This is a genomic window from Desulfosporosinus orientis DSM 765 (assembly GCF_000235605.1).
Taxonomy (GTDB): Bacteria; Bacillota; Desulfitobacteriia; order Desulfitobacteriales; family Desulfitobacteriaceae; genus Desulfosporosinus; species Desulfosporosinus orientis.
The window spans coordinates 5448356-5471566 of the sequence record NC_016584.1; the positions used below are offsets into that span (position 1 = coordinate 5448356).

20 protein-coding genes and 3 tRNA genes are annotated in these 23211 nt (G+C 44.4%); 2 read left to right on the forward strand and 21 right to left on the reverse strand.

All coding sequences use genetic code 11. The features are described from left to right. Position 1 precedes the first annotated feature (1 nt). Positions 2 to 1963, reverse strand: coding sequence for a hydantoinase/oxoprolinase family protein (locus DESOR_RS25245; RefSeq protein ID WP_014187436.1), 1962 nt, complete (start codon positions 1961 to 1963; stop codon positions 2 to 4). 202 nt (positions 1964 to 2165) lie between these two features. On the opposite strand from DESOR_RS25245, the gene DESOR_RS29145 reads away from it, so the two are divergent. Further along, entirely contained in the window at positions 2166 to 2513 is a 348-nt protein-coding gene (locus DESOR_RS29145; RefSeq protein WP_148265324.1) for a hypothetical protein, read from the forward strand. A 161-nt stretch (positions 2514 to 2674) separates the two neighbouring features. Here the strand turns inward: DESOR_RS29145 and DESOR_RS25255 are convergent. From DESOR_RS25255 to DESOR_RS25320, 13 genes are all read right to left on the reverse strand, one after another. Continuing rightward, positions 2675 to 2750, reverse strand: a tRNA-His gene (locus DESOR_RS25255). A 17-nt stretch (positions 2751 to 2767) separates the two neighbouring features. After that, positions 2768 to 2844 (reverse strand) — tRNA-Arg (locus tag DESOR_RS25260). A gap of 93 nt (positions 2845 to 2937) precedes the next feature. Beyond that, positions 2938 to 3014, reverse strand: a tRNA-Pro gene (locus DESOR_RS25265). A gap of 132 nt (positions 3015 to 3146) precedes the next feature. Further along, on the reverse strand, positions 3147 to 3740 hold the full coding sequence (locus DESOR_RS25270; protein WP_014187438.1) for an XTP/dITP diphosphatase: 594 nt from the start codon (positions 3738 to 3740) through the stop codon (positions 3147 to 3149). After that, positions 3737 to 4462 carry a ribonuclease PH gene (gene rph / locus DESOR_RS25275; protein WP_014187439.1) on the reverse strand — a complete coding sequence of 242 codons (726 nt, stop codon included), beginning with the start codon at positions 4460 to 4462 and terminating at the stop codon, positions 3737 to 3739. The genes DESOR_RS25270 and rph overlap by 4 nt, the downstream gene beginning before the upstream one ends. A gap of 121 nt (positions 4463 to 4583) precedes the next feature. Further along, entirely contained in the window at positions 4584 to 5510 is a 927-nt protein-coding gene (locus DESOR_RS25280; protein WP_042332771.1) for a hypothetical protein, read from the reverse strand. A 74-nt stretch (positions 5511 to 5584) separates the two neighbouring features. Beyond that, positions 5585 to 6274, reverse strand: a complete 690-nt coding sequence (locus tag DESOR_RS25285) for a heparan-alpha-glucosaminide N-acetyltransferase (RefSeq protein ID WP_014187441.1) — start codon at positions 6272 to 6274, stop codon at positions 5585 to 5587. Continuing rightward, on the reverse strand, positions 6271 to 6918 hold the full coding sequence (locus DESOR_RS25290; RefSeq protein ID WP_014187442.1) for an O-methyltransferase: 648 nt from the start codon (positions 6916 to 6918) through the stop codon (positions 6271 to 6273). Before DESOR_RS25290 ends, DESOR_RS25285 begins: the two co-directional genes overlap by 4 nt. 775 nt (positions 6919 to 7693) lie before the next feature. Continuing rightward, the gene (locus DESOR_RS25295; protein ID WP_014187443.1) at positions 7694 to 8914 is read right to left on the reverse strand and encodes an HD domain-containing phosphohydrolase; all 1221 of its coding nucleotides are present in this window, start codon (positions 8912 to 8914) and stop codon (positions 7694 to 7696) included. A 43-nt stretch (positions 8915 to 8957) separates the two neighbouring features. After that, the gene (locus tag DESOR_RS25300; RefSeq protein ID WP_042332774.1) at positions 8958 to 10205 is read right to left on the reverse strand and encodes a globin-coupled sensor protein; all 1248 of its coding nucleotides are present in this window, start codon (positions 10203 to 10205) and stop codon (positions 8958 to 8960) included. 658 nt (positions 10206 to 10863) lie between these two features. Beyond that, on the reverse strand, positions 10864 to 11421 hold the full coding sequence (locus tag DESOR_RS25310; protein ID WP_014187446.1) for a Fe-S-containing hydro-lyase: 558 nt from the start codon (positions 11419 to 11421) through the stop codon (positions 10864 to 10866). Beyond that, a complete protein-coding gene (locus tag DESOR_RS25315; RefSeq protein WP_014187447.1) occupies positions 11421 to 12278 on the reverse strand; it encodes a fumarate hydratase in 858 nt (285 codons plus the stop codon). The genes DESOR_RS25310 and DESOR_RS25315 overlap by 1 nt, the downstream gene beginning before the upstream one ends. A 156-nt stretch (positions 12279 to 12434) precedes the next feature. After that, complete coding sequence (locus tag DESOR_RS25320; RefSeq protein WP_148265325.1) at positions 12435 to 15419, reverse strand: cell wall-binding repeat-containing protein; 2985 nt, start codon at positions 15417 to 15419, stop codon at positions 12435 to 12437. 463 nt (positions 15420 to 15882) lie between these two features. Between DESOR_RS25320 and DESOR_RS27595 the strand changes: the two genes are divergently transcribed. Continuing rightward, complete coding sequence (locus DESOR_RS27595) at positions 15883 to 16806, forward strand: hypothetical protein (protein ID WP_014187449.1); 924 nt, start codon at positions 15883 to 15885, stop codon at positions 16804 to 16806. Positions 16807 to 16887: 81 nt separating this feature from the next. Here the strand turns inward: DESOR_RS27595 and citG are convergent, their stop codons facing one another. The 7 genes from citG to DESOR_RS25360 all read right to left on the reverse strand — a co-directional run bounded on the left by citG (position 16888) and on the right by DESOR_RS25360 (position 22926). Next, a complete protein-coding gene (gene citG / locus DESOR_RS25330; RefSeq protein WP_014187450.1) occupies positions 16888 to 17787 on the reverse strand; it encodes a triphosphoribosyl-dephospho-CoA synthase CitG in 900 nt (299 codons plus the stop codon). A 23-nt stretch (positions 17788 to 17810) separates the two neighbouring features. Beyond that, complete coding sequence (gene citX, locus DESOR_RS25335; RefSeq protein ID WP_014187451.1) at positions 17811 to 18326, reverse strand: citrate lyase holo-[acyl-carrier protein] synthase; 516 nt, start codon at positions 18324 to 18326, stop codon at positions 17811 to 17813. Positions 18327 to 18331: 5 nt separating this feature from the next. Next, positions 18332 to 19399, reverse strand: coding sequence for a [citrate (pro-3S)-lyase] ligase (citC, locus tag DESOR_RS25340; RefSeq protein WP_014187452.1), 1068 nt, complete (start codon positions 19397 to 19399; stop codon positions 18332 to 18334). Then, on the reverse strand, positions 19380 to 20948 hold the full coding sequence (citF, locus tag DESOR_RS25345; RefSeq protein ID WP_014187453.1) for a citrate lyase subunit alpha: 1569 nt from the start codon (positions 20946 to 20948) through the stop codon (positions 19380 to 19382). Before citF ends, citC begins: the two co-directional genes overlap by 20 nt. Next, positions 20945 to 21841: an HpcH/HpaI aldolase/citrate lyase family protein gene (locus DESOR_RS25350; RefSeq protein WP_042331669.1), complete on the reverse strand. Its 897-nt coding sequence runs from the start codon at positions 21839 to 21841 to the stop codon at positions 20945 to 20947. The genes citF and DESOR_RS25350 overlap by 4 nt, the downstream gene beginning before the upstream one ends. A gap of 48 nt (positions 21842 to 21889) precedes the next feature. Then, positions 21890 to 22153, reverse strand: a complete 264-nt coding sequence (citD, locus tag DESOR_RS25355) for a citrate lyase acyl carrier protein (protein WP_014187455.1) — start codon at positions 22151 to 22153, stop codon at positions 21890 to 21892. Positions 22154 to 22296: 143 nt separating this feature from the next. Continuing rightward, positions 22297 to 22926, reverse strand: coding sequence for a carbonic anhydrase (locus DESOR_RS25360; protein WP_014187456.1), 630 nt, complete (start codon positions 22924 to 22926; stop codon positions 22297 to 22299). Between the last annotated feature and the right edge of the window lie 285 nt (positions 22927 to 23211).

Below are 23211 nucleotides of genomic sequence, written 5' to 3' on the forward strand. Positions count from 1 at the left end.
TTTAAATCACCCTCTCCTGACAATATCCGGAGGCGATAATTTCGAAGTACTCTTCAATAAATACCGGCCCAAAATCTGTTTCAGTGGTCACTTTATCCCGGTTTATGATAAGCTCAGGCTCAATAATGCCTGTTTGTTTGGCATTTTCTAAGGCCAGCTCTTTCCCCTGGGTCAGAACTTGATCACAGGCCTCTTCATATAACGTATATTTTTCCAATCCCCACGGAGCGTGAACCGTATAACCCGGTCTAATCAATACAATAACTTTTTCGCTCACCTTACCCATGGCCGCTCCAATAGCATTAGCGACTTCACTGTGTTCAGGGATAATCACTTTAGTCTGCAATAAGTCTCCTACTGCGGGCAAGTAAGCTGTCACCGGAGCACCGATGGCAACAACAGGATAATTCAAACGAATAGGAACTTGAATATCTAAGTTCTGGTTCGTTGGCTTTAGAAAGGGCTCCAGGAAGAACTTAAAGTTCGGATCGTTTATATCAAAGGAATAGCCTTGTTTTAAGGATATTCCTTGTAAAATGGCAAGAGCTAAGGATTGGGTCATTTTTTCCAGACAAAGACTTACAAACTTCTCCTGATCACAGCCGTAGGTATTGGCCAGGACTCTTGCTCCAGCAAGTGCGGTTTCAACGTTCCATTGTTTAAACTGTCCCAGACAATGCAGAGCGTCTGTGGGTGTAAATGAGATTCGGCCAATGATTCCGGCTTGCTCCAATGATTTTAAAGCAAAAGGACTTACGTATTTTCCGATTCGATTTTTGATGATTTGCGTATTATGTGGTCCATCTTCTAAAGCCTCAATGATAAGTTGTTCATCCCCATTTAAGGCTTCCCGAGCACGAGGAGTCTTGAGTATGATCCAACTATCCATAGTTTGTCCATTAAAAATGCGATCCGAGCAAAGGGCTTTCGTCCGCTGCATTTGATTTAACTCCCCCGCCAGATAGGGATAGCGTTCACCCACCACACTCAGGGGAATAACCCGGGTCGGGCCAATGGTCAACTGGCCTTTTCCTTGAACGGTTATGTAACTGTCGCCGCCGAGACCTACGGTACTAATACCTGCCGTGTCAATATGAGTTCTCCAGCCTGCTACAATAGCACCCTCTTCATGCATTCGCCAGCATTTATTCTGAATAATTCCGATATCCGAAGTGGTACCGCCCATGTCCAGGGTTAAAAATGTTTCCAATCCTGAGAGGAACATGGCCCCGACAATACTCGCAGCGGGCCCGGACAAGATGGTCTCAATAGGTTTAAAGCGGGCCTTCTCTTCGCTGATCAATGACCCGTCTCCTTTGACAATCATGATAGGAACATCGATCAGCTTGTTCTTTAGTACTTGTTTAACGGCAATCAGCAGATCTGCTATGATGGGCAGCAGCTTAGCATTTAAACAGGCAGTCACTGTCCGTTCATAGAGTCCTATGTTCGAGCTTAGCTCATGAGCACACACAATCGGAACATCCCATTCCTGATGCACTAACTCTTTGGCAAGATTTTCATGTTCGGGATTTCTGATACTAAAGATTCCGGAAATAGCTAAAGTGTCTACTTCCCCTTTCATACCCCTAATGACCTGTTCTAATGCTGTTTGGTCCAGTTCACAGACAGGACTCCCCAACCCATCGTGTCCACCGGAAACTAAGCCGACTTTTTGGGCCGGAAAAACTCCAGGGGGTTTGTTGCCGATCAATATCAAACCAACCTTGCCGCCGCGCCCTTCAACAATGGCATTTGTGGCAAGGGTTGTGGAAAGACAAACCATTTTAACCTCGTTTGGATTGAGTTCTCCTAAATTATCGATGCATTCTTTAATACCAATAGTAAGATCCTGTGGCGTTGTGAATGCTTTTGCCTTTTTCACAACCGTTCTGCCTTTAAAATCTAAGATTACACCATCAGTGTAAGTACCTCCGGTATCTATCCCCAAAATATAAGCCAACGTCACCACACTCCTCTATTTATAAAATCAACTATTTATAGCCCTTTTTACGGTAAATTAGCTAAAACATGTTTATTAACTGCAATTATTGTGCCAAGGTATCTACTACTCTGAAAAGCTCACCTTGAAAACTCCCTCAAAAGCACGCCCCAAAACCCAAAGACCCGAAGGCCAGGGAAGCTTCGTCCACAGAAGCGAACCCATGGCATGGAGAGGCGATAAAAGCCCACAAAGCGGTTGTGGGGATTGCGGAGCCTGGGTCCCCTTTCGCCGTCCTGCAAGAAGGCTAATTCGTGCGAAGACAGTGTCTTCGGGCTTCGGGGACACTCGGCAAATCCACACTGCAGGAGTATGTATAATGAGCTGCAGTGTGGCGATAAGCTCGTCCGCTTATCGTCATGGCCAGCGTTCACTCCAGGTACTACCCGGAGGTTTGGCACGAAAGTGTCCGGTGGACATTTTCGCCGAAGCGGCTATCTCCAAAGAATACTTACCCGCTGAAGGAAGCTCCCGCAACCGCGAGCGGGCGAGCCTCGGAATGCTGCGGTGACGAAGACACTGTCTTCGCACGAATTAGCTTTTCTTGCAGGATGTGGCGAAGCCGCCCGACCCCGGAAATCCAAAGAAGGCCAAGTCAAATTTACTATTTTAAGTTATCTTTGACTTAAACAAAAAACACCGAGAATAAATTCTCGGTGCTAGTTTACATTATGGGGTGGGTGATGGGTTTCGAACCCACGAATGCCGGAACCACAACCCGGTGCGTTAACCACTTCGCCACACCCACCATAAAGTCTGCGTGATTGGTGCGCCTGGAGAGACTCGAACCCCCGACAACCTGCTTAGAAGGCAGATGCTCTATCCAACTGAGCTACAGGCGCATTATAACGGTCCAGCTCAAAACTTCCAGGTTTAAATTTATAGCCTTTTGAACTATAAATTCGAAGTTCCCTCGAACTTCGACCTAAATAAAATGGTCGGGGCAGAGGGATTTGAACCCCCGGCCTCCTGCTCCCAAGGCAGGCGCGCTACCAAGCTGCGCTATACCCCGATTTGGTGACTTAGTTAGTATAGCTCATCTTTAGGTTTTCGTCAAGGAAATGTATTGAAAAAAACTGAACTTTTTTCTAAGTTTTTTAAGTCCTATTTTCAGCTTTATAGTAAGCTTTATAGTAAAGTCATTCTATGATTTTAGAGATTTCAGAATTGGAATCACCTTGCGAAAAGCCTGCCCGCGATGACTGAGCTTATTCTTCACAGCCAAGGTTAGCTCAGCCATAGTCCGTGAGTAATCCGGCACATAGAAGAGTGGATCATAACCAAATCCATCGCTGCCGCGGCGCTCCCTCAAGATCCTTCCTTCTACAGTACCTTCCGTCAGAAATTCACGGCCATCGGGCGTTGCCACCACCAAGGCGCAGCGAAAGCGAGCCGACCTTTTATCCTCCGGAACATCTCGTAGGAGCTGCAGGAGTTTGTTATTGTTTCTCTCGTCATCTTTCGGTTCTCCGGCAAAACGTGCCGAAAACACTCCCGGCCTGCCGCCTAAAGCGTCTACTTCCAGGCCGGAATCATCAGCTAAAGCAATTAAGCCGGTTTTCTCAACAGCCGCTCTGGCTTTTAACATGGCATTATCCGCAAAGGTTTCTCCATTCTCCTCGACATCTTCCCAGCCTTCGATATCCTTAAGTGAAAGCACTTGGATATCTTCGTCAACAAGCAGATCTTGGAGTTCCCGGATTTTACCTTTATTTTGAGTCGCCAGTATTATCTTCATGTGTTTGTCTCCAGCGCGGATTTCTGAACGTCCATTAAGGAGCGAATTCCCTTTTCAGCCAACTCTAAAAAGTTGTTGAGATCTTCGCGATCAAAGGGTACTTCTTCAGCAGTCCCTTGAATTTCTACGAACTTGCCTGACCCAGTCATAACAATATTCATATCTACTTCCGCCTGAGAATCTTCTTCGTATTCTAAGTCTAGAACCCCAGTTCCCAGAACTTTTCCGACGGAAACAGCGGCTAAGGAATCCAACACCGGATTTGCCTTAATAAGCTTCTTCTCCAACAAGAATTGAACAGCATCCATCATCGCTACATAGGCTCCGGTAATAGACGCCGTACGAGTTCCCCCATCGGCTTGCAAGACATCACAATCCAGCCAGATTGTTCGCTCACCAAGCTTTTTCAAATCAATAACCGATCGCAAGGCTCGGCCTATGAGTCGTTGAATTTCCATAGTACGGCCAGTAAGTTTACCTTTACTTGCCTCTCGTTGGGTGCGAGTTTGAGTAGCTCGCGGGATCATGGCATATTCTGCCGTAACCCAGCCTTTGCCTGTCCCTTTCTGAAAATGGGGCACTTTTTCTTCAATACTGGCTGTACACAAAACCCTTGTTTCTCCGATCTCTATCAGGACGGAACCTTCCGGTATGTTCGTAAACTTCCGCGTAATTTTAACAGGACGTAATTCATGATTTCCTCGGCCATTGGAACGCTGCATATCGATAACCTTACCTTTCTTTTGGGAATACTGTTATAGTTTAGCAGAATAGTCCTTAAAACGCCAACCCGCAGCCTCAGCAAGGACTTACTAATAAGGCATGGTGATGGCTTTATGTCCTTTAAAACTCAGGCTTTCTTGAAGCGAATAGATCCAGTGAACGAGCTGGGGTTACTTCTTCACCCACAATGCCTGCAATGGTATAAAGCTGGGCAATGGGGTCGAATCTGAATTCCTTCAACAGGTGAAACCCTTTAATATCACCGGACCGTCGAATATGGATGCGAGGCCCCGTACAGGGATAAATCATTTCGCCGACCTTAATGTGTTCATCATTGGCAAAACATATAGGCAAATTAGCATTAATCAGATCCAGAACCCGCTGCTCTACTAAATCCAAGTCAATATCCGGCTTTTCCGGAAGTTCTAAGACAAAGCCATGTTTTATGTCACTATGCACTTCAGGCTTATCCAAACCCATTTCCTCAAGGATCATGGACGTAATATCCTCAGCACTGTGGGCCATGCGGCGATATTTAATGGAATCAAAAACGATATCCGCAATACTTTTCGGTTCCGGTCCGAATACCGTGGGACGCGTGACAATAACTTCTTCGCCAACTCCAATCAAAACCTCAGCATTGACTTTAAGCTGAGGGTAAACAAGATCAAAATGCTCAACCACCACTCGATGTCCCGTTGAGATGGCTTTCTGAATAGCTTCCGCAATGATCCATGGTTGAGTAAACGCTGACTCGAAGCGGACATCTAAATGATAAGTATGATAGCGAAAATGCCCCCGATCGGCATCCTCCATTAAAGGTAAGGGGCGAATATTAATTCCATCATCGTCATTGGTAAGTTCTAAGCCCGGAAACATTCCTCGTATCAGCAGGGACTTACCGGCCCCAGCATCCCCGACAAACCCAATCAACTTATCCTCAGGACTCAAATAACGTTGGGTAATATTGGATCCCAAAAAGAGAAGACGCTTTTTCCCACGGGGAGCAAAGTAAACCGCCTGCATCAAATGTTCATGAACGAACATAGCCAAAACTGTCGGCTCCTTCCTATAGTATGATACGCCTTTACCTAGATGATACCATATTTTGGCATGATGTGTTACTTTAAAAATCGTACCCCCAGAATTATTAGTAACAGGATAGGCTGATGGACTAAATAGATTGCCAATGAATGCCGGCTCAACCAACGAATGGACTTAGATCTGACTTCAAGTTTAAACAGACGTTTATCCCTGCGGGCATAATAATGTCGATAAGCAAGAATTCCCAGGATAGTAACACTTATATAGGGAAAAAGAGGATAATAATCTACAGTACTAAAGTTCTTATATATGACTCCAAAAGGAATTAATAGACTGGTTCTCAGCACAATTTTATTAAGTAAAAATCCCAACAAAGCCGCCAACCCACTTAAAATAAGCAGCAGCGGTGATGACAAAGTGTTGAGCAGCGGAAATAATATCATCGCCACACCTAAAAAATGCAGGATGCCAAAACGCACGTACATATCAGCCAATGCCAAATAAGTAACAACTGAAACAACCATCCCCAAAAGAAAAACTATCAATCCCCGTCTCACGGGAGATCTGCTTAAGCCGCTGGCAAGCCCCGATATAAATATAAAAATCAGTGCCGAAGCCTTCCCTATCACAAACCACAGGGGACTTTCATAGTTGATATTGATTGCTGCGAATTCTCTTAAATCATAAACGAAATGAAAAAGCACCATTAAAATGATCGCCAGGGCTCTAAGCACATCAATTTCTCCATAGCGCTGAACAGATGTCATTTTCCTATCCTCCGACTAACCGACACCCCATCTCCAAAAGGTAAAACAGACGTGGAAAAGTCCGGGTTCAAGGAAAGATCCTCTAAAAAGCGGCGCAGCCCGCCTACCATACGGTCATATTTAGGTGCAAAAGCACTCCCCGGAACAACCCATCCCCTAAATAAAACATTATCCACAACTAACAATCCCCTTTGTTCAATCAAGGGATAAATGAGATTTAAGTACTCTAAATATTCTCCTTTAGCTGCATCAACGAAAACAAAATCAAACTCTGAATCCAGAGTCTTAAGAACCTTGCGAGCATCCCCCTCTATAGCTGTAACCTGTTCGGAAAGTCCTGCCCGATTGATGTTTTCCTTAGCTCGCGCCAGACGATCTTTATTCATATCAATCGTAGTAACATGCCCTCCGGTCTCTTTCGCCCCATGCGCCAGCCAAATGGTTGAATATCCGATAGCTGTTCCTATTTCCAAGATTCTCTTGGCTTTTGACATGTGTACAAGTAAGTTGAGAAAATTGCCAACCATAGGTGTCACTATAGGAATTGTCTCTTTGAGAGCCTGCTCCTCAATTTCTCTTAATAGAGTGTCCCTTTCACCCAATAAGGATTCCAGATATTGCTCCATTTCAAAAGGGTAAAACAACGTTATCCCCCTTTCTTCATTGGTTATTATCACTACAACCTTTCTATAACTTTACCACAAATAATGTAAGAAAGCTTCCCACGGGTTAATTTAGCGGAGAAGACTTCTGGCACAACCCCGGAATTCATCTATGTTTTTGCCTTCCGAACAGCATAAAAAGTATACTCTTTCTGAGTTTGTTTAAGCACGTATGAACAAACTCAGAAAGAATATACTTCAAATTCCTTGCGGCCTCACCTACGTCCGGTAGTATTTCGGACAACTCTCAACCCACTTTCAGACGGTGCACATTTATGTGCCGTCCGACCCCATATTCCGTTCCTTCGACCCCTAAGCCAGGGATGCAGTGTTGACACTTCTTGAATCCTTACTCTATCTCCACAAATGCCTCTTCATCCCCCAAACACAATCCCACTCCAACCCACAGCTGACGGCGCACATTTATGTGCCGTCCGACCCCATATTCCGTTCCCTCGACCCCTAAGCTAGGGACGCAGTGTGACACGAGCACGAGGTCTTTACGAAAGCAGAAAAGCAAACTTCCGTTTAAACTCCTGACCCCAGATACGGGGCAGCGCACACGGACGTGCGCTGCGGCCAATGCGCCATGGATGGCGCTTTTGGCCCGATAATCTCCAGTGGAGATTATCGCCGTAGGCGGGTTCTCCAAATAATACTATCGCCGAAGGATGAACCCCGCTCCCCAAAGCCAGGAGTTTAAACGGTTAGTTTGCTCTGCGTCGTAAGCACCGAGGGCTGTGCACACAAGTCCCCCCTATAACACCCTTTTCGCCACATCGATTAACCCGGGGTCCAGCATCGTCCCTGCTCCACGCTGAATCAAAGCAAGAGCTTCACCCTGACTCATTGCTTTACGATAAGGGCGATCTTCAGTTAATGCAGCAAAAATATCCGCTATAGCCATAACTCGCGAACCCTCGTCAAGTTCATTTTCCCCTAAAGCAAAAGGATAGCCTTTGCCATCAAGGCGCTCATGGTGGTGCGCGGCCCATTCTACCATTCGAGTGGGAAACCCGGCCTGAGTCAATAAGCGATGGGTGTAATATGTATGTGTGCGAATAATTTTTATTTCCATAGAGTCAAGAGGACCAGGCTTATCCAATATTTTTCTAGGTATTGAGAGCTTACCTAAGTCGTGGAGTAAACCGGCCGTATAAATTTCATGCAGTCGTTCATCCTGCCAGCCCAGTCCCTCAGCTAAATGCTGAACGGTTTCGGCAACGGACCGTGAGTGACGCGCTGTAAACTTACTTTTCTGGTCAATCAAATCGGCAAAGGTTGCCGCTAAGTCATCGGTAAAGCCACTCTTCAAATCCCTTGTCGACGGCAAATGCCATTTTCCGCATAATAGTTCAAGAGCAATTTGAAGCAGATCCGGCTGGTCCAGATCCAGCCAAAACGCCTCTTTTTGTGCTACTTGTTTAAAGGCTGCAGCAACTTCAGAATAAAATAAGGTCCCAGTGTTTGAAGAAACCCAGTCAATGATCTCTTCTCTATCCTTTCGACTCGTTAATCTTCGTTTTATTAAAAGATCCACTTGGTCTGCAAAAGATAAGATACGCGCCATCAAAGGAACTTCTGCCTCCGAAGCATGCAAGGCGCCATGTGCCGGATCGGGAGTCTCATGGTGATATTTGATTGCTTGAGCAAGAATGTCACCGGCAGGAAAACGCTGAACTATTGAAGCTCCAACAAAGCAATGCCTTTGAAGGAGCCGGCGGTCCCCCTCATACTCTCTAAAGAAGCCTAATGCTCCAATGTCATGGAGCAATCCGGCAACCGTAAGATGGACAAGAGCTTTTTTATTTAAGCCAAGAGAACGCCCTAAACGCATAGCAATATAGGCGACTCGTTCACCGTGCCTTTCCCCCACTGAAATCTGTAAATCTCTCTCAACTTCCTCATCAACCAAACCCAGATCCAAAGCGTGGGAAAAGCTCCACATCCTGCGGATGTAGAAAGCATCTTCAACCAATGCTGTTACCTCCAATTACTAACTTCTTGCATTCTCTAACCCTTTAGTCCCTCAAACCCATTTGAGCCAAAGAGGTGGCAGAATTGGCAACATCTTCGGATGCTGCACCTATTTGTCCGGCTGTTGAGGATAAGGCATCGATTTGTTGGGCAATACCCTGAACTTGTTGTATGCTGGCATTGATTGCGGACATAATGTCTCCAAAACGGCTTACAACTTCTCCAGCTTCAGCTGCAGCGCCTTGCATAGCTTCAGTAGTTTGAGCAATGGAGTGATTAACAGCTACTGTATTTTGCTTTGTCAAGGCAATCAGTGAACTTATTTCTTTTACCGATTGTTCTGAATGATTAGCAAGCTTTTTCACTTCTTCTGCCACCACGCCAAAACCTCTGCCGCTGTCTCCTGCACGGGCCGCTTCAATGGCGGCATTTAACGCTAAGAGATTGGTCTGGGAAGCAATTTCTTTTATGACATCTGTGACGGAGGCAATTCGTGCGGAACTTTTGTCCAGTTCCAGCATCTTTTCTTGCATCTCTGAGGTCATATCTGATAATCGCAAAATAGTCTCTGAAATCATCTGAATTTTTCGGGCACCCTCTTGTGCCAGAGAATCAACCTGACGAGAAAATTCGGCAGCTTCAGAGGCATTGCTTGAAATTCGGGCAGTTGCTTCATTCATCTCTGCTGCCGAAGCTGCTGTTTGTTCCGAAGTTGCAGCCAAGGCCTGACTTGCTTCACTTACACTGCGCTGTAAGCTGTCAATCTCGTAAAGGGCTTTCTCTAATTCAGCCTTTTTGTCAATTTCGTTCATATAGGACTGGATGTAACTGGCCATTACAACTTGTTGATCAAAGCTTAAAAAGCGTTGCAAGGCCAAACTCACTCGAAGCGCTTGATCAGTTTTTTTACGATAATGTTCAAAAATCCTGGGTATAATCTCATCACACAAGATTTGATTAGCACTTAAATAGTAAAAAGGCGGCAGATCGATCCGTTTATGCACTCCTCCGATGGTAATCCGCCACTCTATGAATTCTTCATCAACTTTTTCAGGAAAGAGAGAGAACAAATATTTCTTCATGGTAACTTTTAATTTCTCCACTGAAGAAAAACGGTCAATAATCGCTTTTAGCCCTGGTACCGTTGTCACATGGGCATAAAAGTTTGTAATAATTTCATCGGAATCCCGCTCAATAACATGTCGAACTTCTTTAAGAAGGGCTAATTGTTCTGCATCCATTTTCAATAATTGAAGAGCCTCATCCAAACTAAACTGGTGTAATTGAGTCATCATTATTCATCCTCTCTTTTTCAAAGCCCTATTCCTTATCTTTTTCTGTTATAAAGTCTTTGCCCTCGATAATAATTCCCAGGGCAGTGTGTACTGTTCTTATATTTTCTACATTTCTAGATATGTCGACGAAATCCTGCACTTATCGCTAATATTTTGGGAGTTATAACTTAGTACCTCAAAATCGAAAAATATGAAAGCTAAAACCTGGAAAGAGCCGAAATGAACTGTAACTTCTGTTCATTTCGGCTCTTTCATTATAAATGACATTCTATGCGGGTTTAAGTAAGTTAACTTCATTTATGTCTGTTCTGACCAAGGGAGCTCTAACCAGCGCGTCTGCGAACAACCGGAAGAGGTGTTAATGTACAAGAAAATGACTCAGGCTTTGTTTCTATCCTTGCCACAGATCCATCTGACAATACTTCATAAATTTGAACCACACCATCGCCCTTCGTCCACTCATGGCAACACTCTCTACAGTAGTATCGGTCACGGCCAATTCGACCGACATCACGCGCTTCACACAGCGGGCAATTCATTTCTTCAGCAACTCCTATCAAGGATTAATTTACAGGATATGGTCTAATAAGAATATCCTTATTATACTCTAAAAAACCATGGATTTGCTAAAGAAAATGTGAAGCTTTTGTGATTGTTAGGCCCTTCGATATTGGTTTTTTCCAATGTCGTAGAGATTATTTCCCTCATGATCAATGATCACCATGGCCGGGAAATCCTTAACCACTAAACGTCGAACTGCTTCCGTTCCCAGTTCAGGATAAGCAATAACCTCCGCCGAAACAATACGTTTGGCGATGAGGGCTCCTGCACCGCCAATGGCACCGAAATAAATGGCACCGTGTTTTTTCATAGCATCAATGACTTCAGCGGATCGCAGTCCTTTGCCGATCATCCCTGTTAATCCTTTGGCAATCAGCTTGGGAGAATAGGCATCCATCCGTCCGCTGGTGGTTGGACCGGCAGATCCAATCACTTGCCCTTCTTTGGCAGGAGTCGGGCCTACAAAATAGATAATTTGATCCTTCATGTCAAAAGGAAGGTCTTCTCCTCTCTCCAAAGCTTCTACCATTTTTTTATGGGCCGCATCCCGCCCGGTATAAATTACACCATCAATCAAAACATTGTCCCCAACCTTCAGTTTCCTGAGCTTCTCCTGGGTAAGGGGAGTTTCAATGCGGATAGTTTGGCTCATTAGACTTCCCTCCCTAACAATGTAATTTCTTTATGACGGGTTGCGTGACAACCTATGTTTACTGCCACAGGCATTCCTGCAATATGAGTCGGATACACCTCCAAATTGACGGCTAAAGCCGTTGTCACTCCTCCAAAACCTTGAGGTCCGATTCCCAAGCGATTAATACGATCTAATAACTCTGCCTCAATTTCGGCCAGACGGCCTTCGGGATTATGTTTGCCAACTTCACGAAGCAGGGCTTTTTTTGCCAAATAAGTAGCTTTTTCCATTGTTCCGCCAGCACCCACGCCTACAATTATGGGCGGACAAGGGTTTCCTCCTGCTCGATCTACTGTGTCAACCACAAACTGCATTGCCCCCTCTAAGCCTTCAGAGGGTTTGCACATTTTTAAACCTCCCATGTTTTCACTTCCAAATCCTTTGGGAGCTACAACAAGGCGCAGCGTATCCCCCGATACTATATCATAATGAATCACGGCCGGAGTATTATCTCCAGTGTTCACCCTCTCAAAGGGATCTTTAACCACTGATTTTCGCAAGTATCCTTTCTCATATCCCCGGCGTACTCCTTCATTGATAGCGTCGGTAAGACCTCCGCCTGCAACATGCAAATCCTGGCCGATTTCCACAAAAAGAACAGCCATTCCCGTGTCCTGGCACATGGGAACTCTTTCCTCCTGAGCAATGACCGCGTTTTCAATGAGCCTATCCAATACTTCTCGGCCTAATGGAGATGGCTCATCTTTTAAAGCTTGCTTAAATCCCGTCATAATGTCGGAGCCAAGGTCATAATTAGCATCTATGCAGAGTTGTTCAACGGCAGAAATAATCTCTTCCACAAGTATTTCCTTCATCGTTTTATCCCTCCTTTAACGTTTGAACGAAAACATTCGTCTGAATATTCTCACTCTACGTCTTTATTCTACTCCTTAGTTCATTAAATGCAAGAGAGAACACCCACTGTAGTGGGTGTCCTAAAGGCTCCGAGCTCGTCAATTTCATCAAATTGTTTAGTAATCTGACACAGCTGTTTTGGCGTTATCGACAGGGGAGTACTCGCTTTCACCGGAACTGTTCACTGCCTTAACTTTATAGTAATACGTGGTGTCTGCCCAAAGCCCGGTATTCACATAATTTGTAGATGTAACTGTAGCAATTTGGGTATAGGTCCCCGAAGAAGAAGTTGAACCATAGATATAATAGGATGTTGCTTTACTTACTGAATTCCAGGAAAGGCTTATTTCAGTGGAACTTAGCGGAGTGGCCGTAATTTCCGTCGGTGCCGATGGTATATCAGCTTTATCCGGCACTTTATTAATAGCCTCTAAGATACTCTCCGGTACTACCACAGTCCCTCCAAACACAACTTCCTTTTCTATACTTCCCATTTTACTTCTCAAAAAATCTATTGTGGATTGATCAAGAGGACTTTTCACCAAAATAACAGGGGAATTTGAAAGTGCAGCTAAGGCAGAACCGGATAAAGCATCTGCATAATTTTCGCCGGTTGATAGGTAGCAGGTTCCGAAATCCAGATCCTTGGCAAATTCTTCAATGATGCTGACGTTTGTTTCATATCGGGTTAATCCGCTAAGCCGCTTCGGAGATGGGAGCTGCTGAAGAACATTGTCACTTATGACACCTGTTCCGCCAACCACATACGTACTCTGAACCGTTCTTAATAAATAGGCTTCAATATCTGTAGGAAGAGTGTCCTTAGGCGTAAGCAGGATGGGAATTCCCTTCATGGCAGCAATTGGTGCAATTGACAGGGCATCAGGAAAGGTCTCGCCGCTGGCAACAACGGCCTGGTCGAATTGGCCCATAGCCTGAGCAATTTTCATTGATGTGTCGTAACGATCATTTCCGGCAATTCTCGATACTCCGATCCCCATGTCTTTTATACTTTGTTCCACCGCAGAGGATATAACCCCGCTGCCGCCAATCATAATTACTTTTTTAACTTTTAATCGGGAAAGCTCACTCTCTGTTTGTTGGTTTAAGGTATCTTTTGAAGTGAGCAGCAACGGAGCATTATACTTCTGAGCAAGAGGAGCGCTGCATAGTGCATCCGTAAAATTCTCCCCGCTTACGATGACGGCGTAGTAGGATGTATTCCAGCCTGATTTGGCTACTTCCGCACAAGTTCCATACATATCTTTCCCTGCTAATCGTGCGGTCTGGACCTGAACCGAAGGATTTGATGACGTTCCGTCAGATTTAGCCGTAGTCCCTTGAGTTAGGGAAGAGTAGGCGCTTGTCCCTGAGTTATTGACAGCCAAGACTTTATAATAATAAGTAGTATTCGCCGATAAGTTGGTGTCCATATAACTTGAAGCTGTCACTGTGGCAATTTTGGAGTAAGTGCCTGAGGAGGAGGTGGATCGGTATACGTAATATGAGTTAGCATTACTGACAGAATCCCAGTCCAGATATATTTCGCTGGAGCTTTCCGCCGATGCAGTAAGATCTGTCGGGGCTGACAGTGTATCGCTATCATCTGACTCTGCAGTGGTAGCATATTCTATTTCTGAATAACCGCTTGTATCGGTACTGTTTACCGCCCTAACTTTGTAATAATAGGTAGTGTCTTCATCCAAGTTCGTATCTGTGTAACTTGAGGAAGTGGTGGTTGCAATTTTGTTGTAACTTCCTGAATAGGAAGTTGAACTGTATATATAATAAGATGTGGCATCATCCACAGAATCCCAATCCAGGTATATTTCGCCGGAACTTTTAGCTGTGGCGCTTAGGTCTTCAGGGGCTGACAGATTATCATTGTCATCTGACTCTTCAGTTGTTGCATGTACTATCTCTGAATAGGCACTTTTATCAGAACCGTTGACCGCCTTGACTTTATAGTAATACTTCGTATCTGGTTCCAAATCTGTATCCGTATATTTGGAAGATGTCGTAGTGGCAATTTTGTCGTAAGACCCTGAGGATGAAGTCGCCCTGTAAACATAATAGGATGCAGCATCATCTACAGAATCCCAGTCCAGGTATATTTCATCGGAGCTTTCCGCTTCAGCGCTTAGTCCTTCAGGAGCCGGCAAGGCTTCTTCCGTATCATCAGCATCCTTGGTCTTGGCATATTTTATCGAAGAATAATCGCTTGAATCATAACTGTTAACTGCTTTGACTTTGTAATAATACTTTGTATCCTCTTCTAAATCTTCGTCCGTATATTTGGAAGATGTCGTAGTGGCAATTTTGTCGTAAGACCCTGAGGATGAAGTCGCCCTGTATACATAATAGGATGTGGCATTACTGACGACATCCCAGTCCAGGTATATTTCACTGGAACTTTCAGCTGTGGCACTAAGCTCTTTAGGGGTTGACAAGCTTCCCTCATAATTTTCAGTTTTAGCATATTCTATTTCGGAATAGGCGCTTGTGTCGGAACCTTTCACTGCCTTAACTTTATAATAATACTTCGTATCTGGTTCCAAATCTGTATCCGTATATCTGGAAAGGGTCGTAGTAGCAATTTTTTCATAAGACCCGGAAGATGAGGTTGATCTGTACACATAATAAGATGTAGAGTCATTGACAGCATACCAGTCCACATAGATTTCACTTGGACTCTTAGCTGAAGCACTTAAGTTTTTGGGGGCAGACAGAGAATCCGAATCTCCTTCCTCTGTTCTGGCGTATTCTATTTCTGAATAAGCGCTTTTAGTGGAACCATTTACCGCCCTAACTTTATAGTAGTACTTCGTATCTTCTTCCAAATCTTCATCCGTATATTTTGATGCAGTCGTGGTGGCAATTTTTTCGTAAGACCCGGAAGACGAGGCAGCTCTGTACACATCATAAGATGTGGCATTGCTTACAGAATCCCAGTCTAAATATATTTCACTGGAGCTTTCGGCAGTGACACTTAGATCATCAGGAGCCGGCAGGCTTGCTGCTAAGGCGTTATAAGGAAATATCAATACTGAGAAAAGGCCAAATACTATGGACATTAATCTTTGCTTAGGTTTGTTCATCATTTTCCTCCATTATTTAAAATTCATGCTAATGCCGCCAGAAAAATTAAAATGCAAAGTATGATACAATAATTCTTTTTTTATCTTCATAATCCTTCCTCTAGAAGAAAACATTTTCTCATATGTGTCTTATTAACTACCCCTTCTCCACTCATCAGGAAAAGGGGGTATTTCCTTTTTACGATATTTTCAGTTGACTTTCAGTTAGGTTTCAGTTTTGCTTCAGCTTGATTTCAGTTTGCCATTGCATAATAACAATGTCTTCAAGATTTCCACTTCGAAGCAAAATCAACTGTCAGATTATGTCCATACTCATGGGAAGATCTAAAAGGAGGTGCTTACTTAATTTCATGCAAATAACTAAAAAACAAATACTACTTCCTCAACCCCCCCGGCAGAGTATGTACATAATCCCCAGGCTAATTAATCATGGTACTATGTAGCAAACAAAGGAGGATTTATGATCATGAAAAAAACAAAAACAATTATGATTGCCGCAGCCCTTACAACCTTCCTATCCGCAACATCTGTGTATGCCGGCACAACTTCTGTGCAAGTGCCAGCTTTTTCTCATAACCAAACAGGTACGGACTTCCAACGGGGAGGCCCCAACGGGAATAGCAATATCTTAGATAACCTGGTAACTGCCGGTACAATTACCCAGGCTCAGGAGGATGCTATCCAAGCAGCTCTTGAAGCCACCAAACCTACTGCCTCTGCTGATGGTGAACACCTGAATAAGGGCAACGGTCTAACCACTGTTCTAGACAGCTTAGTTTCAGACGGTACTCTTTCTCAAGATGAAGAGGATGCCATCCAGGCAGCTCTTGAATCTGCCCGGTCCTCTGCTTCTGCTGACGGTGAACACCTGAACAGAGGCAACGGCTTAACGACTGTCTTGGACAGCTTAGTTTCAGACGGCACTCTTACTCAGGATCAGGAAGATGCCATCCAAGCAGCCCTTGAAGCCGCTAAACCTTCTGCCTCTGCTGATGGTGAACACCTGAATAAGGGCAACGGTCTAACCACTGTTCTGGACAGCTTAGTTTCAGACGGTACTCTTTCTCAAGATGAAGAGGATGCCATCCAGGCAGCTCTTGAATCTGCCCGGTCCTCTGCTTCTGCTGACGGTGAACACCTGAACAGAGGCAACGGCTTAACTAGTGTCTTGGACAGCTTAGTTTCAGACGGCACTCTTACCCAGGATCAAGAAGATGCCATTCAAGCAGCTCTTGAAGCCGCTAAACCTTCTGCCCCTGCTGATGGTGAACAGCTAACCAAAGGCAGCAATAGAATGACAACTGTACTTGACAGTCTGGTTTCAGACGGTACTCTCACTCAAGCTCAGGAAGATGCCATTCAAGCAGCCTTTGAAGCAGCCCGGTCCTAAGTAATCGCTGCTTTCTTAATATAAATTAGAAGAAAAAGACAAGGCCGATAAAATTCAGCCTTGTCTTTTTTCTTTCTAAACTTAATTTTCCATATAACTTTCCAATAAATACAGAAAAACAGTAACCCCCAATAAGTCTGCGCTCCCGCCCGGACCTATGCTGCGCCTGCAAAATTCCTTATCCATCGCTTCAATTGCTTTAACTCCTTCAGCCGTTTCCATTCCGCCAAGAACAATTATTTTTTTAGCTTTTTCCTGAACCTCAGTTAAGATCTTCGGAGAATGCCGGTAGAGTATATTCGTATCCTCGCTAAACTGCATGATGGCCAGCAGGGTCTGAATCAACCTGGCGTTTGGGCTCAAATGCTGAAGTTCTTTATAAAAAGGCAAAGAGAGATTAAAAACAATGGGCAAGCCTTTTTCCACTTCTCCGCGAATACCCGTAACGTTGTAGGTTAAAAAGAGCTTTTCCCCATGAGTTAAAGCTGACGGATGAATCCTTTCCAACATTTCCAGCTCTCTAACTCTGGAAATTAACTCTTTTTCCACTAAACCTTCGGTCATTTCCCGGATTATCTTCTGCAGGGATGAGAAGCCGGCACCTGAAATTACAGCTTTTCCAGCTGCTGCACAACAAGTTCCCATTAAAAAGAGAGTGCCTTTATGGGTATTAACCCCCTTTGTCTTTTGAAACATTATTTGTTCCCCCCATTGACCAATGAGCCGGATTTCTTCGAAAATCTCTTTAGGGGCAGCGGCGGAAAATCCTGTCTGTGTGCATTGAATCAAAGGATTGATAAGGGCGGCGGCACTATCTAAAAAGGTGTAGTAATCCATATCACAATGGGCACCGTTAGATACTCTGGAAACTAATCCGGGGGATGGATTACAGGAAACCTCATAAAGGATTGCCTGTACCGCCAAGCTTGCTATCTCTATTGCTCGATGATCTATGATGCTGTCTTTATTTACATTAAACACTTAATCCGTCCATTCCCTTGCCTTCAATAATTCTTTTCTTTCACATAGTTCTTAAGGCCATTTTCAATATATTCAACAACGTCGTGCCTACTATGCCGCCGGGATCTTACACAAGAATGAGCATCCTCATGGCATAAATAGCATTTTCGTTGAGGATAGCCTAGTTCTTGCCGGCTAATGCTTCTATCCTTGCCGATATAGATGTCGATATCCACATAGCGCCCTAAGGGATGCTTTTCTTCCAGGTCGATAACAGCCCTTTTAAGGATTATTCCCTCTTCCCTCACCGCAGCCAGGAAGACGGGACCTTCTGCTCCATGTTGAAAGGAGTTAAAACACATGGTTCTTCCAAACATTTTACATAATGTTGAACTCATTTCCCGGATTATGGTCAAGGTAACGTCATTCGTCTTATTTAATCCCGGATAGTTCACCCTCATAGCCAATATGGGGGTCTTATAAGTTTGAAGTAAGTGAGCTATTTCTTCCGCCCGCTTCTCTCTGGCCTCCAGCAAGTCCTCCGCTGTATAGTGTTTCATGAAACTTAGTGGGGAGAATGACTGTTCTTTATTTTCTCCGCAATCTCCTTTCCATAACTGGTCTTGAGAAATTCCAGGGTAACTTCAGGCAGGTAGCTGCTAAGGTCTTGAGGACTTTCCTCCTTCAATAAGCTCCTGACCAGGGAGGCACTGATGGCCGTTTTTTCAAAAGCCTTTCTCCTGATTTCAATAAGCTCCACACCATACTTGGGAAGCACCCTCTTCATTGTTTCATTATAAGTCCTGGTAACCGGACAATAAGGCTCTTCTCCTACATATCTCTTCTTGATGTTCAGGTATTTCCCGAAATACTTCCCGAAGATTGACGCATCCAAGTCGGCATAAGCTTTCATCTTTTCTCCTTCTTCTCTTATGAAATAGGAAGGAAAGGTAGCTGAAGAGATAATATACTCTCCACTGGGTATCACCTTGACATTGCCCAAATGGGCCGTACCCCGGCGAATCAGGTCAAATCTTATGGCAAAGGGAAATAAGGATTGTTCCTCCTCAACGACAAAAATCAGAACTTCTTTGTTGTTTTGAGAAGCTTCTTCAATGAGAAATTGGTGCCCTAAGGTCAATGGATTACAATTCATGACCAAAGCCGCTTTTTCTTCATCGCCGATGCTGTACCGGTTTTTCATTTCCTTAAGGCTTTGCCCAATGTCCAATATCCCATTTTCTAAAAGAGCGACACTTTCATTCCCCTGGATGAGCTTAAAATTCAAGGCTGTAAAAATAGGAGCTTGGGAGGGCTTGGTGAAAACAAAGCAATGATAAATCCCTTGACTAAAGAGTTTGTCAATGACCACGGAAACTAAGGTGGAAGCTATTCCCTGTCCTCGGAATTCTTCCCTTACCGCAAAACACTTCAGGACATTCTTAGCTTTAGAACAGGTTCCGACAATGGGAGTCCTTTCTGTCCTCACATTCTGAGGTCTATCCTGCCGCACAACTAAGGTATAATCCACATCCTGGTCAAAACCTAAATCAAAACTTGCGAGGAAGGTTTCTACCTCTTCACGCTCCAACCGGCTCTTAAGATTCACCCTCTCAACATGAACACCGTACACAACTTCTCTCTCCTTGCACCTTTCTCACGACATCAATCACACTGCCATCCCGGTATTCCACAACGGCCATAATCTCATCGTCGGTTTCAATGATCTTGGGTACTCCCGTCGTTTTTTCAGCCAGATCTTTTAAGGCCTTCATGGTCATGAGGGGCAGTCTGGTATTCTTGAGCTTTTCCAGCAAATCAATTCGCCTGGGATTGACGGCAATTCCCCGTTCCGTCACCACAACATCAATACTTTCCCCCGGCGTAGTAACTGTCATGACCTTATCCTTGATGATGGGAAGCCTGGCTTTCATAAGATTCGTTACTACTATGGAGAGCTTTGCTCCCGCTGCGGTATCGCTGTGCCCGCCTGAACCGCCCATAATCACTCCGTTAGAGGATGTTGTAACATTAACATTAAAGTCAGTGTCAATTTCCGTTGCTCCCAAAATCATGATATCTAAATTGTTAACCACCGCACCCTTGGTGTGAGGATTTCCGTACATCGAGGCCGACATGAATTGGTGAGTGGGATTGTCCCGATAAGATTCTATGGCCTTCAAATCAAAGCATTGAACATCAAAGAGGCTGCTAAAAAGGCCTTCCTCCAGCATTTCTACCAGATACCCTGTAATCCCGCCGGAAGCAAAGCTCCCCTTCACACCTTCCTGGCGCATAATCTTTTTCAGCTCGGCAGCCACGGCCAGGGAGGTTCCCCCTGCTCCCGTCTGAAAAGACATCCCTTCCCGAACTAGACCGGCGGCCTTAATCACTTCAGCTGCTCTTTTAGCGATAATCAAGGCCACAGGATCTTTAGTGATTTTTGTCGTCCCGGAAACAATCCCTTTGGGATCCCCGATGGAATCGGTCTCAACGACATAATCCGTATATATTTGGCTGATTTCTATAGGATAGGCGGGATAAGGCACTAAATGGTCCGTTATGACCACGGTCTTATCCGCATACTCTGCATCAGCTACGGCGTAACCTAAGGACCCGCACGCCGCCTCTCCCTTAACACCATTCATATTCCCATAAGCATCTGCCGCAGGAGCCGCCAGAAAAGCGATGTCGATATGCAGGTCACCGCTTTCTATGGCCCGGGCCCGGCCGCCATGGGTCTGCATCAGGGCAGGCTTTTTTAGTTTCCCCTGAGACACGGCTTCAGCCACAGGCCCGGACAGATAGTTTGATACTAAACCCGTCACCACTCCCTTTTCCATGTAACCAACAAGTGGTGCGTGGATTGGGAAGATAGAGCTGGCTGCCACCGTCAGATCTTTGATCCCCCGGGCTGCTATACGCTCCATGACCTTATTGAGAACAAAATCTCCATTTCGCAAATGATGATGAAAGGATATGGTCATCCCGTCACTGATGTTGAGCTTCTCCAGAGCTTCATCGATGCTTGACAGCAGCTTTTGCTGATTGGGTATGAGGCTGCTTACTTTCACAGAGGTTCTGGTTCTTAGTCCGCTGTTCTTAAATGCCCCCGCAAAAGGGGTAACTGGCCCGTAACCCTCAATATATTCAGGAATTTCCCTGCCTAAACTATTTTTCATAGCACATCACCTTCTTTAGAAGGAATCATCCCCAGCCTCCGGCACAGCTCAACAGTCGCTTTAGCCCGGCTAAGAACGGGAGCGTCTATCATTTTGCCGTTTAATGAATAACAGCCCTTGCCCTCTCTTTCCGCTTCCTCCATAGCAGCCAATACTTTCAAGGCATAGTTCAGCTCTGCCTCCGTAGGTGCAAAAACGGAATGAATGGTATCGATTTGTCTCGGATTAATAGCTGCCTTTCCCGTCAGACCCAAGCCTTTGGCTTTAGCCGTATCCTTTTCCAGACCTTCATAATCATTAGTATCGGTAAAAGGAGTATCAATAGCATCGATCTTTAAAGCCCGACAGACTGTCGCTATCTTATTGCGGGCATAAAAGATCTCTTCCCCTTCTTTAGTTCGCTGGATGCCTAAATCCGCTGTCAGATCCTCTCCCCCCAAAAGTACACCGGCCGTCCGCTTGGAGGCTTGAATAACATTGTGGACATTTTCTAAGCCCAGGGCAGTTTCTATGAGGGCAATGAGCTTGATACTTTCAGGGGAAAATCCTGCTTCTTTTTCTATTTGATTTAACAATTGATCAATATGTCTGATTTCTTCTTCGTTTGCCTTAGGAACCAACAAGGCATCCGGCTTAACCCGGGCGATGACCTCTACATCAAGGGGGCCGAATTCTGTGTCCAGAGGGTTAATTCTCACGACTACTTCTACCTGAGAGTAATCAACGGCCTTGATGGCTTCTCGAACCAAAATCCGGGCGCTATCCTTCTCCGTTAAACTCACAGCATCCTCTAAATCCAAAATGATGGAGTCTGCACCCAGAATGGCAGCATCTTGAAGCATTCCCGGATTGTTGCCGGGCATAAACAACATGGTTCTTCTCAACGTTTCCACCTTACTCACCTTATTATTAATCTTTTGTTCTTATTTAAATGACAACCGTTACATTGCTCTGGTTATAGCGGTTTCTACTCTGGCCGCTATGGTATAGTCTAAGGCTCCTTTATCCTGAGCTTTAATCACTATACCCTCGACGCCCATTTCCTCAACTTTATGTAAAATCACTTCTTTGATGACGTCTCCAAATTGCTGCATGACGATACTTTCCAAGTCCAACTCAATTTTGCCGGAGTCATTGGGCCGGACCATGATTAATATATCATTGGATTCCAACGTCCCTGCTTTAGCTATTTTTGTGATTCTCACTTTCTCACCTCAATTTAAAAGGGCTGCTCCTTATTAAGCATAACATACCCTAAAATTGCGTATTCCGAACACTGGTCATTATATCAGATGACCGATGTTCGGAATACGTTGTTGAGCATAAACATATAGAACTCTATTTCACATCAATTTGATAGTTCAAAGACTCCGGTATCATAATTAAAAATGAAAACTTCACCGGTTTCAATCATGTAATAGAAACCGTAAATATTGAGTTCTTTATTAAGGTACTTTTCTTTAATATAAGGGTACGTCAATAGATGTTTAATCTGCTCAAGGATGTTTATTTGCTCAGTCAACCATTCCCTCTGGTATTCATCAGTTTCATCTTCCAGGTGCACCATGACTCTCTTTTTGACATTCTGGGCTAATTCCAGCCATTTTTTAGTATCCGGCAAATTATTAAGAACCTCATCCGGCAAATAGATGGAGGCACAGCCCCCACAATTGGAATGCCCGCAAACAACAATATTTTCAACCTTTAAGGATTTCACGGCATATTCAATGGCCGAAGTCGTTGCTACATAATCTTGGTGTACTTCCTTATAAGGCGGAACAATGTTGGCGATATTTCGCACCACAAATAATTCTCCCGGCAAGGATTTCGTAATCATTTCCGGCATGACCCGTGAGTCAGAGCAGGCAATGAAGAGGGTGTGGGGTTCTTGACGACGTTTTAATTTACTAAACAACGCTTTATGTTCTTCGAAATCCTCTTGTCTAAATTTAATCAGCCCATCCAGCATTCTTTGCATAAGTCGACCTCCAAAAATAATTTTTCTTCGGCTCTTTGGCCCATACATTTGTTAGCTTCTAAAGGGTCAATTTGTTACTTCTTGCACGAACTCATTATAAGGCTTTTTTGCCGAAATTAGGAGACCGATTTGGACGTTTTTCAGGTTTTTATTATATTTTTTTATTATAGCTATTTTATTTTCATATTTTCCTTCTTATTTAAATAAGCACCCTCAAGCCGGATATTATCAGACATTTCGGTATTTATAGAGGGTTTAAACGCTTTATATTTCATAAGATTTATT

Coding starts and splice junctions, on each gene's coding strand:
- DESOR_RS29145 (WP_148265324.1), top strand. CDS start 2,166: ATGGCATGGAGAGGCGATAAAAGCCCACAAAGCGGTTGTGGGGATTGC.
- DESOR_RS25270 (WP_014187438.1), bottom strand. CDS start 3,740: ATGAAGATAATACTGGCGACTCAAAATAAAGGTAAAATCCGGGAACTC.
- rph (WP_014187439.1), bottom strand. CDS start 4,462: ATGCAGCGTTCCAATGGCCGAGGAAATCATGAATTACGTCCTGTTAAA.
- DESOR_RS25280 (WP_042332771.1), bottom strand. CDS start 5,510: ATGTTCGTTCATGAACATTTGATGCAGGCGGTTTACTTTGCTCCCCGT.
- DESOR_RS25285 (WP_014187441.1), bottom strand. CDS start 6,274: ATGACATCTGTTCAGCGCTATGGAGAAATTGATGTGCTTAGAGCCCTG.
- DESOR_RS25300 (WP_042332774.1), bottom strand. CDS start 10,205: ATGACTCAATTACACCAGTTTAGTTTGGATGAGGCTCTTCAATTATTG.
- DESOR_RS25310 (WP_014187446.1), bottom strand. CDS start 11,421: ATGAGCCAAACTATCCGCATTGAAACTCCCCTTACCCAGGAGAAGCTC.
- DESOR_RS25315 (WP_014187447.1), bottom strand. CDS start 12,278: ATGAAGGAAATACTTGTGGAAGAGATTATTTCTGCCGTTGAACAACTC.
- DESOR_RS25320 (WP_148265325.1), bottom strand. CDS start 15,419: ATGATGAACAAACCTAAGCAAAGATTAATGTCCATAGTATTTGGCCTT.
- DESOR_RS27595 (WP_014187449.1), top strand. CDS start 15,883: ATGAAAAAAACAAAAACAATTATGATTGCCGCAGCCCTTACAACCTTC.
- citX (WP_014187451.1), bottom strand. CDS start 18,326: ATGAAACACTATACAGCGGAGGACTTGCTGGAGGCCAGAGAGAAGCGG.
- citF (WP_014187453.1), bottom strand. CDS start 20,948: ATGAAAAATAGTTTAGGCAGGGAAATTCCTGAATATATTGAGGGTTAC.
- DESOR_RS25360 (WP_014187456.1), bottom strand. CDS start 22,926: ATGCAAAGAATGCTGGATGGGCTGATTAAATTTAGACAAGAGGATTTC.